Raw genomic sequence first — 14230 nt, forward strand, 5'->3', positions numbered from 1 at the left:
CCCGCCGAAGTCCTACCGACCATTCTCGGGGCGCAACGTGGGGATGGCTCCGGTCTGTGCCGCATCGATGTTCTCGCGCCATGACCGGCTCTGGCCGGCACGTAGCACGCACAGCACCAGCAGCAGCCAGCCCGCTCCGGTGACGGCGAAGCTCTCGAACATCGACTCCACTGCCAGGGTGATCAACACGAGCGGTGTCCACGCGTACACCACCGAGTGCCGAACGCTCGCCATCAGCCAGGAACGCACGATGGCGACCCCGCCCATCACCAGGAACAGCACCAGCCCGATCCAACCGAGCTGCAGCAGGATGTCGAAGTAGGCGTTCAACGCCGAGCGGTGGTGGTCCGAGAGCAGAAAGTTGATGTATGTGAACGGATACTCGCCACGCTCCCATGAGCCGAACCACCCGTATCCCGTGACCGGTTGTTGTGCGACGAAGTCGAGGATGACGTTCCACAGGTCGGCGCGGGTCGAGAAGTCGCTACCGGCGTCCAGGAGACGAATGATCTGATGCCGCAACGCCAACGCCACCGCCAATGCAATGGCCACCATCGCACCGAGAACCCATTGCACCGTGAGCCGACGAGCCGGACGCGCGTGGCGCACGATTGTCAGCGCACTCGTGGCGACGCCGACGGCCGCGGCCAGCACAAGCACGGTGGGCGATGCCGAGAAGAGTGCGAGAAAGACTCCCAGCGACACCGAAAGCACCCCCACGACATGGGTGATCGACTGGGTTCGCCACTCGATCACAAAGGTGATGAGGGCGAGGACGGCTATGAAGCCGAGCATGTTGCGGGTGCCGAAGAGCCCCTGGATCGGCCCGCCCACGGCGAGGTTGCCCTCGATACCGAGGATCGCGAAGGGGGTGTCGAGCAGCACCCCCGACAGGATCTCGATCCCGAGCGATATCGTCAGCAGCCAGCGCAAGGTATCACCGATCGCGCGCACCGTCTGCAGGGTGTCGCGCACGTGCCCGATCGTGATGGCGATGATCGCGTACCCGAACAGCGTGAACCAACCAGTCAGTGTGTCCCAACGGTTCTCGCTCCAGACCACGCTCACCAACCCGAGCGCGATGAACCCCAGCAGCGAGGTCGGTGCAAGGCGCAGCAGCGAGAGCTCATCGCGGCGGGCGAGCAGCATCGCCAGTCCGATGATCGACAGTGCACTGATGATCGTCGCCAACGTCACCGGCGACATCAACCGCGCGATCACGAACGACAGAAATGCGGCCGTCAGGGCCGTGAGGGTGTAGGCGCGGGCGAACTCGGCCGAGGCGAGTAGCGAGAGCAGCTGGCGCCGCGGCGTCATGGAGTCCGCCGGGTGGGCGTCGTCGTCATTTCGGGGGCGTGCTCACCAACGCCGATCAGCGGTGCCGACTTCATCTTGAACGACAGCAGCACCAGCAGCAGCCAACCCCAGAGCATGATCGGAGCGGACTCGACCAACCCTTCGAAGAGCAGCACGGTGACGAACAGCAATGGCAGCAGAGAGACGGGGGAATACGGGCGCTTCGCATCGAGATCCCAACGGGGGCGGTCGACCGCGAAGAACCACGCGCGCCAGGTGAGTGCGAGCCAGGCGAGCGCCATCAACACCACGCCGACGACGCCGAGCTGAAGGAACACGTCGAGCCACATATCGTGCGCGTGGAAGACGGTCAGCCCATGATCCACGATCCACCCGTCGAAGCCGGGCGCCCAGGGGACCCAGGGAGAGGAGAACCCATTGCCGAAGATCGGGCGTGTCACCGCGCGCTCCCAGACCGCCTGCCAGATGTCCAGACGTCCGGTCAGGTCGCCGCTCTTGCCGAACATCGACAGCAGCTGGTCGCGTAGCAGGAGCGCGGCGGTGACGCCGATGACGGCGACGGCCGTGAACGCGGCGTACATCAGCCGTCGTTGTCCTGGGCCGGAGGCCGCGCGAGCGATGAGCGCCGCGGCGAGCACGACGAGGACGACGATGATGCTCAGGTACACCGTCGTTGAGGCCGCTTTGATGAGCAGAACCGCAGCGAGTGCGCTCCAGAGCACGAGCATCGTTCGACGTCGTGCGTGCGCGGCGAACAACACGGCGAAGACGATCAGCGCGAACAGGCACATCACGGCGAGGGAATGGGCATTGCCGACGATGCCTTGGATGCGCCCGTCGTTGAAGAGGTTGCCGCGCACCCAGTACAGGTGGGGGTCGATTCCGCTCTCGGGGATCTCGACGAAGTTTGGCAACAGGGGTTCGTGTCGCACCAGTGCCACCCACAGCTCGATCAGCAGCGACAGCCCGAGGATGAGCTTCATCGTCGTGCTCAGTGCGCGCGCGATCTCGTTCCAGGTGAGCACTGTCGCCACGAACAGCGCCGTCACCGTCACCGCGGCGAGCAACAACCACGTCAAGAGGGTCGCACCCGGCCACCGCGACCAGAAGGTCGACACCAGCGCGAGCGCGCCGTACGCCAGCGCCACCCAGGGCAGGCGTCGCCACCGGAAGACGCTCGGCTGCCCCCGGACGATCGCGGGGATCCAGATCGCCAGCGCCGCGAGCGTCAGAACGATGATGACGATCACTGCACCGACGGGGCCCACGAGGTTGTAGACGGCGGTGTGTGCGAAGACCGAGAACAGCAGAAGTACGCTGAACGCGCGCACCATCAGGTGCCGCGTCGTCTCGCGGGCGGGTGCGGCGGGAGGCATCGCGGCAGGATGCTTGGTGTACACGGCCATCGGGATCAGGCTACCGCGCGGCACGTCCTACGCTGGGAGCATGCTGCTGACCATCACCAACGCACCGCGTGACTACGCCTGGGGATCGACCTCGCTGATCGCGAGTCTGGAAGGGCGCGCACCCTCCGGGACGCCCGAGGCGGAGGTGTGGTTCGGCGATCACCCCGGTGACCCCTCCGACGTCGCGGGGGGTGGCACGCTCGACGAGGTGACCGGCGGGACTCTCCCGTACCTGCTCAAGCTGCTCGCCGCGGCTGCGCCGCTGTCGATCCAGGTGCATCCAACACGTGCGCAGGCGCGCGAGGGCTTCGCGCGCGAAGCCGGGATGGATGCCGGTGACCCGACCCGTAACTACCGCGACGATAACCACAAGCCCGAGCTGATCGTGGCGCTCAGCGATCGCTTCGAGGCGCTCGCCGGGTTGCGCCCGCTAGCGGATACCCGTCGTCTGCTCGCGGTGCTGCCGGATGCGCCCGGTGTCATCGCGCTGCGCGCGCGGCTGGCATCCGATGACGACGCGGTCGCGTTGCGCGACGCGATCGCGTGGCTTCTGTCGGGAGACGCCCAGGCAGAGGTGGACGACATCATCGCGGCGGTCTCACAGGCGCGCTCGGAGGAGTTCTCAGAGCCTCTGGCCGCCGTGCGCTCCATCGCCGGGCGCAACCCGGGCGACGCCGGCGTGGTGGTGGCACTGCTGATGAACTTCGTGGTGCTGCGTCCCGGTGAGGCGATCTTCCTGCGTGCCGGTCTGCTGCACGCGTACGTCTCCGGCCTGGGGGTCGAGATCATGGCGGCGAGTGACAACGTGTTGCGTGGTGGCCTGACGCCCAAACACATCGACGTCGATGAGCTGCTTGCAATCGTCGACACCACGCCCGGCCCGGTCCCCGTGCAGGCCGGGACTGGTTCCGTGACCGACTACAGTGTGCCGGTCGAGGACTTCGCGCTGCGCCGCGTGCAGGTTGACGGCGCCGCGGCGTTCGACGTGACGGGACCGACCATGGTGCTGGCCACGTCTGGCCTGGTGTCCGTCGAGTCGGCGCTTGGCAGCACCGCGCCGATCGCCGTCGGTTCCGCCGCGTTTATCACGGCGGATGAAGGGAAGATCACCCTGCGCGGTCACGGCGAGGCGTTCATCGCGCGGCCCGGTCGCGTCTGATCCTCAAGGCCCCACGCGGCTCCGCGACACGCCGACAGCGCGCAATGAACCTTAAACGCCCTCTTGAGGGTTTACGATCTGCGACTTGACCATGGCGAATGACACGGGTGTAATTAGGTGAAGAACGGCCCGAGGGGGGCTTAAGCAGGGTTGGGAGATCGAGATGACGGGTTACCGCTCAGACGTTCCCGAGAATTGGTTCGTCGATCCGGTTGATCTGGGAGTACCAGGAGTACGCCGGGTCGAGCAGGAGGACGATGGCGCACTCGCCTGGCAGGCGGATGCGCTGTGCGCACAGACGGATCCGGAGGCGTTCTTCCCCGAGAAGGGCGGCTCGACTCGGGATGCCAAGCGCATCTGCACGTCGTGCGACGTGCGCGGGGAGTGCCTGGAATACGCATTGAACAATGACGAGCGCTTCGGGATCTGGGGTGGCCTCAGTGAACGCGAGCGCCGCAAGCTCAAGCGTCGCGCAAGTTGATCGCGGGCGCGCCGGACGCCCTGTCCGGCGCGTCGCCCGCACCTGCCTAGGCTGACAAGTGCCATGCCAGCACGAGTCCATGCCATCGCCGTCGTGCGCACCGGAGAATCCGCCAGCGCACAGCTACTGCACACCCTGGATGCGATCCGCGACCAGACCACCCGCCCGACCGCTGTGACCGTTGTGGTCCTGGGGGACGGCTCCGCCGTGCGCGCAGCATCCGGACTCGGCGACATCGTCGAGAGCGTGATCGAGGCGCGCCCCACGACCACGTACGCCGAGGCTGTCGCGCTCGCCGGGCCTCGCATCGCCGAGGGGGCCGCTGTGTGGCTGCTCGCGCAGGACACCGCTCCCCGCCGCAACGCACTCCAGCTTCTGATCGGCGCCCTGGAGCGCTCGCCGTCCGCTGCGATCGCCGCGCCCAAGCTCGTCCGCCAGGATGACGACCGCGAGATTCAGTCCCTCGGGGTCAGCATGACCCGTTTCGGGCGCTCGGTCGAGCTGACCGCGGGCGAGCTCGACCAAGGCCAGCACGACGCCACTGAAGACGCCCTTGGCGCGGACGTCCGCGGCATGCTCATTCGGGCCGAGGCCCCGGCCGTGCTGCGACCGGATGTCGCGCTCCGAGGCGCTGATGAGGGGCTTGACCTGGGCGTGCGCGCCCGACTCGGCGGCGCACGTGTCGTGCTCGTTCCGAAAGCCAGGGTTGGCGTCCGCCCGCACGGCCCCGCTGCCCTGCCGCGCAGTGCCGTCAGCCGCGCGTGGGCCACCCGGCGTGCGCAGCTACACCGGCGTCTTGCGTACGCGCCGGCACTCGCGGTGCCGCTGCACTGGATGAGTCTGCTGCCGCTCGCGCTGTGGCGCTCGATCCTGCACCTGATCGGCAAGCGTCCCGGCGACGTGGCCCCGGAGTGGGGTGCCGCTCTGGCCGCCATGGTGGCGTTCGGAGGCGTCTTCCGTTCGCGCTCCGCCATCCGCTCGTTCCGTCGCGGGTCATGGGCATCTATCGCGCCGTTGCGCGTCACTCACGATCAGCTGCGTCAACGTCTCGACGACGGACATGGCAGCGAACGCGGCGCGGTCAGTGAGCTTCGGTTCTTCGGCGGTGGTGCCTGGGTTGTGCTCGGGGCCCTGCTGGTGAGCCTCGTCGTGTTCGTTCCGATGCTCGCCTGGCCCGCGATCGGCGGCGGCGGGTTGCTGCCGATGCGCGATACCGTGGCAGCGCTGTGGTCGGACACCGCGTGGGGGCTCCGCGACCTCGGCCTCGGCGTGGTCGGCCCCGCCGACCCGTTCACCGCCGTGCTCGCACTGCTCGGCTCGCTGTGGCCGGGATCGCCGTCCTACGCGCTCGTGCTGCTCTGGTTGCTGGCCCTGCCGCTGGCTGTGCTCGGCGGCTGGTTCGCCGCCACCCGTGTCACCGATCGTTCAGGTCTGCGGATTCTCGGGGGAGTCCTGTGGGCGCTGGCGCCGACCTTCCTCGACGCGCTGGTGCAGGGGCGGCCGGCCGCCGTCCTGCTGCACCTGCTGCTGCCCTGGGTCTTCCACACCGCCTCAGTCGCACACCGTTCCTGGGGGGCATCCGGCGCAGCATCCCTGCTCATCGCCGCGGCGCTCGCGTGCGCACCATCGCTCGCCCCCGCGTTGGTGCTGCTGTGGGCCGTGGCGCTCATCTTCGCATTCTCGCTCCGGCGCCTGCGTGCAGCGGCTCGCTTGGCGTGGTTGCTCGTGCCCACCGTCATCATGTTCGCGCCGCTGATCATCTGGCAGATCCGTCAGGGCGACCCGTGGGCGCTGCTCGCCGATCCCGCCGTGGTGCGCGTGCTCGATCAGGTCGGTGCGGATTCCGCCGGACGCGCAGCGATCGCCGGTGGCTTCCCGACTGCCGACCTGGCCGGCTGGGAGTGGTTCATCGGTGCCGAGATGGCGGTCTGGGCGCCGTTGCTCTTGGCCCCGGTCGCGGTCCTCGCCCTGGCCTCCGCGCTGTCGCCGCGCTGGCGCGCGGGATACGCGTTGCTGCTCGTCGCCGTACTGGGAACCGCGACCGCCATGATTTCGGTCGGCGTGGTCGTGTCGTTCGTACACGGAAGTGGGGTTGCGCTGTGGCCCGGAAGCGGCCTGAGCCTCGCCTGGCTCGGAGTGGTGGGCGCGGCACTGATCACCCTCGACACGGTCGTCGCGCTCGCACCGTTGCGCATCGGCGCGGCTCTCGTCGCGGGTCTCGGCGTCGCGGCGTGCGCACTTCCCGCACTGCTCGCGGTCAACACCGGGCACAGCGAGGTACGCAACGCTTCGCCCAGCACCCTGCCGGCTCTCGTCGCGGCTCAAGCCACCAGCGAACCAGACCGTGCCACCCTGGTGATCACTCCGCAGAACGACGGATCGCTTGCCGCGCAGGTCATCTGGGGAGCCAGCGCCACGCTTGGCGCGCAGACCACCATGCTGAGCACCGCTACGCAGCCACCTGCAGGCAGCGTCGCTCAGGACGCCGTCGACCTGGTCTCGGCGCGTGACTTCGACGCCGCGGCGGCGCTCGCCGAAGAGGCGATCAGCTTCGTGCTGCTCGAGCAGGAACCCGGCGCGAATGATATCGCGCACGGCATGCACGACGACGCCGTCGAGGCCATCGACGAACGTACGGGGTTTGTGAAGGCCGGTGAGACGGCACACGGCGTGCTCTGGAGCATCGACGTCCCGATTGCGGAGCGCACCCGCGCAGACGCAACACAACAGAGTATCGCCCGGGTCGTCGGCATCGCGCAGATCATCGTCGTGTTCGCAGCTCTACTGCTGGCGATTCCGACGCGTGCGTCTCGGCGCGCGGCGAGAGCCCGATCCCGCGTCGTCGGACGCGCTCCAGACGAGCCGCCGCTACCGCCCCGGCGGCGATGGCGGGAAGAAGAGCCGTACACAGGGCAGGTCACCGTCGCACCGCAGTCATCGGCACCGCAGCCGTCGGCACCGGACGGTGCGGCCGCGTTGGCAGAACCCGACATCGACGCGGAGGAACGACGATGAAGCAGCGCACGCTGAGACTCGCGGCGACGGGCGCACGCGTTGCGACGGGGGCGGCTGTGGCCGTCGCCTGTGTGATCGGTGTCATCGCAGCCGTTGCGGCACCCTGGCCGAGCCTGCACAATGAACCCGCCACGACGATCGTGACGCCCGTGCCCGGCGACACCACGCTGGTGTGCAATGGGTCGTTCCGCGCGCTCGGGAGGGAATCCGGGCAGGCAGACCTGATGGTGTCGGCCGGCCTGCCCGACCTGGTTGTCGATGCGCAGCAGGATGCGGTCGATACTGATCCGCTGCGCATGCCAGAAATCGTCGGTGGCGAAGGAGCGCAGGCGGTGACCGCTCGCGTTCAGGACCGCGATGTTCCGCTGGTGGCGGCGGGCGAGTCGATCCGCCTACAAGAGGACGACCTGCGCGGCTTCGCGGCCGCACCGTGCCGTCCGGCCGGAATGCGCCACTGGCTTGTCGGCGGAGACATCTCCACCGGCGCCTCCGACATCATTCTGCTGAGCAATCCGGGCAGCGTTCCCGCGACCGTCGACTTCACCGTCTACGGCGTGCAGCGCGCGACCTCGACCACGATCGTGCCGCCGCTCACTCAGATCGGTCTGCCACTGGCATCCGTCGCGTCGGGACAGCAGCGCCCCGTCGTCGAAGTCGTGTCCACCGGTGCCCCGGTGCGTGCGACGCTGCAGTCGGCGCTCACCCGCACGCTGGAGCCCGCCGGAATCGACCTGCAGGACGGCCTCGGCGCTCCGCAGTCGCAATTGACGATCGTCGGAGTGCGCGCCGTGCCCGACGCCACCGGCGACGACGCCACCGGCGTCGTGCTGCGGATACTCGCTCCCGACGACGAAGCGCAGGCGACTGTACGCGTGTACGCCGAAGGAGCCGTCGCGGCGAGTGATGAGTACACTGTCGACCTCTCCGCGGGCATTCCCAACGAGATCGCCCTGACGAACCTGCCTGGCGGTGCCTACGACATCCACATCGAGGCCACGGAGCCCGTCGTAGCGGCTGCGCGGCAGACCCAGCGGTCGGGCCGACACCAGGACTTCTCGTGGATGCTGCCCGCGCCGCGTCTACAGGGCGACGTGATGTTCGAGGTGCCGCGCGGGGCGCCCGGGGTCCTGTTCCTGCGGAACGCGGAGGCCGAATCGGTGACGGTCACAGTGGAGGGGGCTGACGATCCCACGATCGAGCTCGCTGCCAACGGCACCGCAACGGTTCCGTTGAACGCCGGGTCCTACACGCTGAAAGCACCCTCGGCGGTGCACGTCGCTGTGAGCCTGCTCAGCGAGTCCGATGAACCGGCGATCGCGGGATGGCCCCTGTGGTCACCGCCGGCGACGCAGCAGCCGATCATCGTGCACCACTGACATCGTGCACCACTGACCTCGTGCACCACTGAGTTCGGAGGGCTGATCAGTGATCGCGACTGTCGGGGCCGAGCTCCCAGGGCTCGCGACCGATGTACTCCGCGGCGGCGTGAAACACGGCGCTTTCGATCGCCATCCGGCGGTGCAGCGCGTCGTCGTGCCCCTTGGGCAGCAACCGTTCGATGGGTACACGGTAGAGCGTCACCCGGCGGCCCAGATGATCCACACGCCACAGTGGGATGCCGTCTCCGCGGTCGTGAGTGGGCATCGCGGCCATTTCGAAGCGCACGTCGCGCAGCTCCTCCCAGGAGCCGCGCAGGAACTCCACGGCACTGCCGACCGTGATCTCGAAGCGATCGAGACGGCCGTCGAGCGGAGGCAGGGGCGGACGCACCACCTCACTGCGCCCGAGGCGCCCGTGGCGGCCGTGGCGCGCACCGCGTCGGACGGGCGTCTGGCGAGAGCGGGGCATCCCGAAAGTCTAGGCCGTGCCGCGCGCCCGCGGGTGAACGTCTGCGCTCAGCCCTACGCTGAGGGGGATGAACGACAGCTTCGATGTGCACGAGCGGCTCTGCTCGAAGGTGGCGTGCGCGCGTGAAGCCGCAGCGACGCTGACCTATGACTACGGCGATCAGATGGCCGCGCTCGGTCCACTCGGCCCGGCTGGCGATCCGCACGCCCACGATCTCTGCGCACAGCACGCCGATCGACTTTCGGTTCCGGCCGGGTGGCTGGTCGTGCGGCACGCGACGCTGCGCGGCTGAACGTCCGATCGGTCAGACGCGGATCCGCGTCCGGCTCAGGTGCTCGGCACGGTCATCGGAGAGCGTCAGCGCCCGGCGCTCACGCTCGCGCCGCAGCACCGTGACCGCACGCAGCATCTCTTCGGGCCCCGCATCCGGGACGGGGGAGATGAACGGCGCGGCCTCGGCCGCCAGCTCCCGGCCCACGCTGAGCCGCGCAGCCGGCGAGAGCCGGTCGGCGTTGACGAGGAACTGCGAGATCCGCCGGGCCAGACGGTCCGGCATCCGCGCGACGTCCGCGACCGTCGCCCACCCGGTGAGCGACGGCGGCAAGACGGGCTCTTGCTGCACCAGGTGTGGTGTGCGCACGCGTTGCGAGTACGTGCCGGCAACGAGATCACCAAGGCGTTGCGAACGTGCCGTGAGTGCGCCCGTGATGACGGCGATGCCGCCGACCGTGATGTAGATCTCCAGCACGCCGAGCAGAGCCCGGATGAACGTGTGCCGGAACGTGATCGCGCCGCCGTCGATGCGCACGATGCGGCCCCCGACAGCGAGCTTGCCCAGGCTGCGGCCACGGGTCGCCATCTCGACGGTGATCGGCAGCACGAGAAAACTGACGACAGCGGCCCAGATGGACAGGATCCGAGCGGTGTGCTCGTCCAGGACCCCCAGCGTCAGCAGCCACACCTGCACCAGGATGAACCCGGTGAACACGGCGAAGCCGAACAGCATGTCGATCAGCGCGCCCGCCGCACGCAACACGAACCCCACCGGCTGCACATCGATGGCGACGGCCTCTCCAGACAGGATCTCCTGTTCATCGGCGATCTCGGCAGACATGAGTACAGTAAATCAGGTGGATGCTGATGCTCTTGCCGACGCACGCCGCCCCGAGTGGGAACGGCTTGATGAACTCAGCCGACGGCGCCGGTTGTCCGGCGCTGAAGTCGATGAGTTGATCGTGCGCTATCGGGCGGCATCCGCCGACCTCGCCGAACTCAAGACCTCGGTGGGCACCTCCCCACAGGGCGACTACCTCTCGACCATCCTCGCGACCGCCCGGCTACGCTTCACCGGCGCCGGCGACAACGTGATCGCCCAGGCGACACGGTTCTTCACTCGGCAGCTGCCCGCGGCCCTGTACCGGATCCGTTGGACCACCGGTGTCATTGCGGTGCTTTTCGTCCTGATCGGAGCCCTGACCGCGGCATGGATCGCGTCCGACCCGTCGCGCATCGCCGCACTCGGGGCGCCCGAGGTGCTGCAGCAGTACGCCGAGGAGGACTTCGTCGAGTACTACGAGCCCATGGCATCCTTCGCAGGCATGGTGTGGTTCAACAATGCGTGGATCGCCATGCAGTGCGTACTCTTCGGCGTCACCGGCCTGTGGCCCATCTGGATGCTGGTGCAGAACGCTGTCGGGCTGGGTGTCGCCGCGGCAGTGATGGCGGCCTACGGCCACCTCGACACCATGATCTTGCACATCCTGCCGCACGGCCTGTTGGAGCTGACGGCGATCTTCGTGGCCGCTGCTGCGGGACTGCACGTGTTCTGGGCGTGGGCCGTCCCCGGCCCTCGCTCGCGTGGACGCGCGCTCGCGTCCGAGGGACGCGCACTGGCGACGGTCGCCATGGGCCTGATCTTCGTGCTGCTGCTGTCGGGGCTCGTCGAGGGATTCATCACCGGCTCGGCGCTGCCGTGGCCGGTGAAGATCGGGATCGGAGCACTAGCGCTGGCTGTCTTCCTGGTCTACATGCTCGTCATCGGGCGGCGTGCCGCCCGCCAGGGTGAGAGCGGCGACCTCGTCGAGTACGAAGCCGGCACTCCCACTCTGACAGCCGGGTAGCGCTTCCGATCAGCGTCGGGCAGCGGCGTCCGTGCCATCGAACAGCGCACGGTAAGCGAAGCCGGCGAGCAGGGCACCGATGACGGGGAAGACCAGGAACACCCACAGTTGAACCAGCGCCTCGGGGCCACCGTAGATGGCTGCGGCGATCGAGCGAGCGGGGTTCACCGAGGTGTTGTCCACCGGGATCGAGATGAGGTGGATCAGGGTCAGTGCGAGACCGATCGCGACTCCGGCGAAGGCCGTGCCGCGCTTCGGGTGCGTCGCACCGAGGATCACCAGCAGGAAGAACCCGGTCAGGATGACCTCGATGATCATGGCCGCGGGCATGCCGAAGCCGCTCGGTGAGAGGGCATCCCAGCCGTTGCTGGCAAATCCCGCGTCCTGCGCGGCCGGGAGCCAGCCCTGCGGTCCGAATAGCCCGATCAGCGTCAGTGCTGTCGAGGCGATCACCCCGCCGACGATCTGCGCCACGATGTACGGGCCGACATCGCGCCACGGCGTGCGTCCCGCGGCGGCGGCTCCCAGCGTCACAGCCGGGTTGAAGTGCCCACCAGAGATCGGCCCGAAGGCGTACACGCCCACGAGCACGGTGAGCCCGAAGGCGAGGGCGATGGCGACGTAGACGGCCGACTCGGTGCCCGGCTCGGTGAAATGGTTCGACGCGAATACGGCGGTGCCGACGCCGCCGAACACGAGCAGGAAGGTGCCGAAGCCCTCGGCGGCGAGGCGTGTTCCCAGCGGTGCGGTCAGTGGGCCACCCGGTTCGGGGGTGGCTTCAATCGAGGAATCGGTCATTGCCCTGGCCTTTCGTCGTCGAGCGGCGCGGCGCCGTCCGTGTTCCGATGATCCAGCATCCCGCGCGCGGGAACCGGGTACACACGCCGAAACCCCTCCATCGCGCGGCGACGGAGGGGTTTCGGAGGCGGATGCTACGCGCTGACCTGCGCAGCGGTGCGGGCGCGCAGTTGCTCGCCCAGTGCCTGGTCGACCTGGCCCCAGTACCAGAAGAAGCGCTCCTGGATTGCGGGCACGGTCAGGCCGCTGTACTGCCCGACGAGGGTTTCGACGAAGCGCTCGCGCTCCTCGTCCGAGAAGACCTCGCGGTACAGGATGCCGGCCTGGACGAAGTCACCGTCGTCCTGGCGCAGCGTCGCGGCCGAGCGCACCAGCTCGCCGTCGGACTCCCAGCTGGCTTCGACACCGAGCAGCGGGTCGGCCTCGGGGCCGCCGACGGCACCGTACGAGTTGGGGGTGTAGACGCGGTGCTCAGCGGGGTTGAAGTGGTACTGCATCTGACCCTCGTGCATGTAGTTGCGCACTTCAGCCGCGTGCGGCTGGTTCACCGGCAGCTGGTTGTAGTTCGCGCCGATGCGGTAGCGCTGTGCGTCGGGGTACGAGAACACGCGGGCCATGAGCATCTTGTCGGGCGAGATGCCGGTGCCGGGAACCTGGTTGCCGGGCGAGAAAGCGGCCTGCTCGATCTCGGCGAAGAAGTTCTGCGGGTTGCGGTTCAGCGTGAACGTGCCCACCTTGATGCGCGGGTAGTCGGCCTTGGGCCACGTCTTGGTGAGGTCGAACGGGTTGAAGCGGTAGGTCTTGGCGTCCTCGTAGGGCATGACCTGCACGTAGACGTCCCACTTCGGGAAGTCGCCGTTCTCGATGGCCTGGTACAGGTCACGGCGGTAGTAGTCGGCGTCTGCGCCGGCGATGCGCTCGGCCTCGTCGGCGAACATCGGCTCGACACCCTGCTGGGACAGGAAGTGGTACTTGACCCAGAAGCGCTCGCCGGCGGCGTTGACCCACTGGTAGGTGTGCGAGCCGTAGCCGTTGACGTGACGCCACGAGCGCGACAGGCCGCGGTCGCCCATGAGGTAGGTCACCTGGTGGGCCGACTCGGGCGAGAGGGTCCAGAAGTCCCACTGCATGTCGGCGTTGCGCAGGCCCGAACCGCCCAGGCGCTTCTGCGAGTGGATGAAGTCGGGGAACTTGATGCCGTCGCGGATGAAGAACGTCGGGGTGTTGTTGCCGACGATGTCGAGGTTGCCCTCGGTGGTGTAGAAGCGCAGCGAGAAGCCGCGCACGTCGCGCCAGGTGTCGGGCGAACCCTGCTCGCCGGCGACCGACGAGAAGCGCAGCAGCGTCTCGCTCTTGGCGCCGGGCTGGAAGACCGCGGCGCGGGTGTACGCAGAGACGTCCTCGGTGACCTCGAACTCGCCGAAGGCGCCGCCGCCCTTGGCGTGCGGGTTGCGCTCCGGAACGCGCTCGCGGTTGAATGACGCGAGCTTCTCGACCAGGTAGCGGTCGTGCAGCGCCGTGACGCCGTCGGCGCCCACGGTGAGCGAGTGCGCGTCGCTGGCGACCGGGGTTCCTGTCTGAGTGGTGGTTGCGGGCTTGTCAGCCATTGCCGTTCCTTTCGCATTCGGGACAGAGGGCTCGGTAGGTGACCGCGGCTTCGAGGATTCGCATGCCGTGGTCGTGAGAGGGGTGAAGGCAGGGGGCCGCGCCGATCGCGCACGGGACGTCTTCGACACGACCACACTGCACGCATTGCAGGTGGTGGTGGTTGTCGTCGCCCTGCAGCTCGTAGAGTGCGCTGCCGACGTCGGGCAGGCTGACGCGGCGGACGACGCCGGCGTCAGTCAGGTCGTTCAGGATGCCGTGGACGGTCCCTGCGGCGATGCCGGGAAGGCTGTCGCGGATGCCGGCGAAAACCGTGTCGGCGGAAGAGTGCGGGAGTCGGCGAAGAGCGTCGAGCACGTGCACGCGTTGCGTTGTCACGCGCAGGCCGGCGCCGCGCAGCAACGCGGGGAAGTCGGCGAGCGCGGGGGAGGACATGCCTCCAGTGTACCTTATTCTGAATCATTCAGATAAAGGAACCATT

13 protein-coding genes are annotated in these 14230 nt (G+C 68.3%); 6 read left to right on the forward strand and 7 right to left on the reverse strand.

Translation table 11 applies throughout. The features are described 5' to 3' along the window. Nucleotides 1-12 precede the first annotated feature (12 nt). Both JF543_RS07025 and JF543_RS07030 read right to left on the reverse strand, forming a co-directional pair. Nucleotides 13-1317 carry an O-antigen ligase family protein gene (locus JF543_RS07025; RefSeq protein WP_206820745.1) on the reverse strand — a complete coding sequence of 435 codons (1305 nt, stop codon included), beginning with the start codon at nucleotides 1315-1317 and terminating at the stop codon, nucleotides 13-15. Continuing rightward, nucleotides 1314-2723, reverse strand: coding sequence for an O-antigen ligase family protein (locus JF543_RS07030; RefSeq protein ID WP_206823470.1), 1410 nt, complete (start codon nucleotides 2721-2723; stop codon nucleotides 1314-1316). Before JF543_RS07030 ends, JF543_RS07025 begins: the two co-directional genes overlap by 4 nt. Before the next feature lie 40 nt (nucleotides 2724-2763). On the opposite strand from JF543_RS07030, the gene manA reads away from it, so the two are divergent. The 4 genes from manA (at nucleotide 2764) to JF543_RS07050 (ending at nucleotide 8754) form a co-directional block, all read left to right on the forward strand. Then, complete coding sequence (manA, locus tag JF543_RS07035; protein WP_179411289.1) at nucleotides 2764-3882, forward strand: mannose-6-phosphate isomerase, class I; 1119 nt, start codon at nucleotides 2764-2766, stop codon at nucleotides 3880-3882. A 163-nt stretch (nucleotides 3883-4045) separates the two neighbouring features. Beyond that, nucleotides 4046-4363 (forward strand): WhiB family transcriptional regulator, encoded by a 318-nt coding sequence (locus tag JF543_RS07040; RefSeq protein ID WP_179411288.1) that lies wholly within the window; start codon nucleotides 4046-4048, stop codon nucleotides 4361-4363. Nucleotides 4364-4426: 63 nt separating this feature from the next. Next, on the forward strand, nucleotides 4427-7378 hold the full coding sequence (locus JF543_RS07045; RefSeq protein WP_206823472.1) for a glycosyltransferase family 2 protein: 2952 nt from the start codon (nucleotides 4427-4429) through the stop codon (nucleotides 7376-7378). After that, entirely contained in the window at nucleotides 7375-8754 is a 1380-nt protein-coding gene (locus JF543_RS07050; protein ID WP_206823474.1) for a DUF5719 family protein, read from the forward strand. Before JF543_RS07045 ends, JF543_RS07050 begins: the two co-directional genes overlap by 4 nt. 46 nt (nucleotides 8755-8800) lie before the next feature. Here the strand turns inward: JF543_RS07050 and JF543_RS07055 are convergent, their stop codons facing one another. Further along, nucleotides 8801-9226, reverse strand: coding sequence for a hypothetical protein (locus JF543_RS07055; RefSeq protein ID WP_218847974.1), 426 nt, complete (start codon nucleotides 9224-9226; stop codon nucleotides 8801-8803). Between the two features lie 85 nt (nucleotides 9227-9311). Between JF543_RS07055 and JF543_RS07060 the strand changes: the two genes are divergently transcribed. Next, a complete protein-coding gene (locus tag JF543_RS07060) occupies nucleotides 9312-9518 on the forward strand; it encodes a DUF3499 family protein (protein WP_179411904.1) in 207 nt (68 codons plus the stop codon). Nucleotides 9519-9530: 12 nt separating this feature from the next. On the opposite strand, the gene JF543_RS07065 is transcribed toward JF543_RS07060, so the two are convergent. Then, entirely contained in the window at nucleotides 9531-10340 is an 810-nt protein-coding gene (locus JF543_RS07065) for an RDD family protein (RefSeq protein WP_179411285.1), read from the reverse strand. Nucleotides 10341-10356: 16 nt separating this feature from the next. Between JF543_RS07065 and JF543_RS07070 the strand changes: the two genes are divergently transcribed. Next, on the forward strand, nucleotides 10357-11346 hold the full coding sequence (locus tag JF543_RS07070; protein WP_206820741.1) for a stage II sporulation protein M: 990 nt from the start codon (nucleotides 10357-10359) through the stop codon (nucleotides 11344-11346). Between the two features lie 9 nt (nucleotides 11347-11355). Here JF543_RS07070 and aqpZ read toward each other — a convergent pair whose 3' ends face one another. From aqpZ to JF543_RS07085, 3 genes are all read right to left on the reverse strand, one after another. Next, nucleotides 11356-12144: an aquaporin Z gene (gene aqpZ / locus JF543_RS07075; RefSeq protein WP_206823476.1), complete on the reverse strand. Its 789-nt coding sequence runs from the start codon at nucleotides 12142-12144 to the stop codon at nucleotides 11356-11358. Between the two features lie 134 nt (nucleotides 12145-12278). Further along, entirely contained in the window at nucleotides 12279-13751 is a 1473-nt protein-coding gene (locus tag JF543_RS07080) for a catalase (protein WP_206823483.1), read from the reverse strand. Then, on the reverse strand, nucleotides 13744-14184 hold the full coding sequence (locus JF543_RS07085; protein ID WP_179411281.1) for a Fur family transcriptional regulator: 441 nt from the start codon (nucleotides 14182-14184) through the stop codon (nucleotides 13744-13746). The genes JF543_RS07080 and JF543_RS07085 overlap by 8 nt, the downstream gene beginning before the upstream one ends. Nucleotides 14185-14230 lie beyond the last annotated feature (46 nt).

Source organism: Microbacterium esteraromaticum, assembly GCF_017303215.1.
In the GTDB taxonomy this organism is placed as follows: domain Bacteria; phylum Actinomycetota; class Actinomycetes; order Actinomycetales; family Microbacteriaceae; genus Microbacterium; species Microbacterium esteraromaticum_C.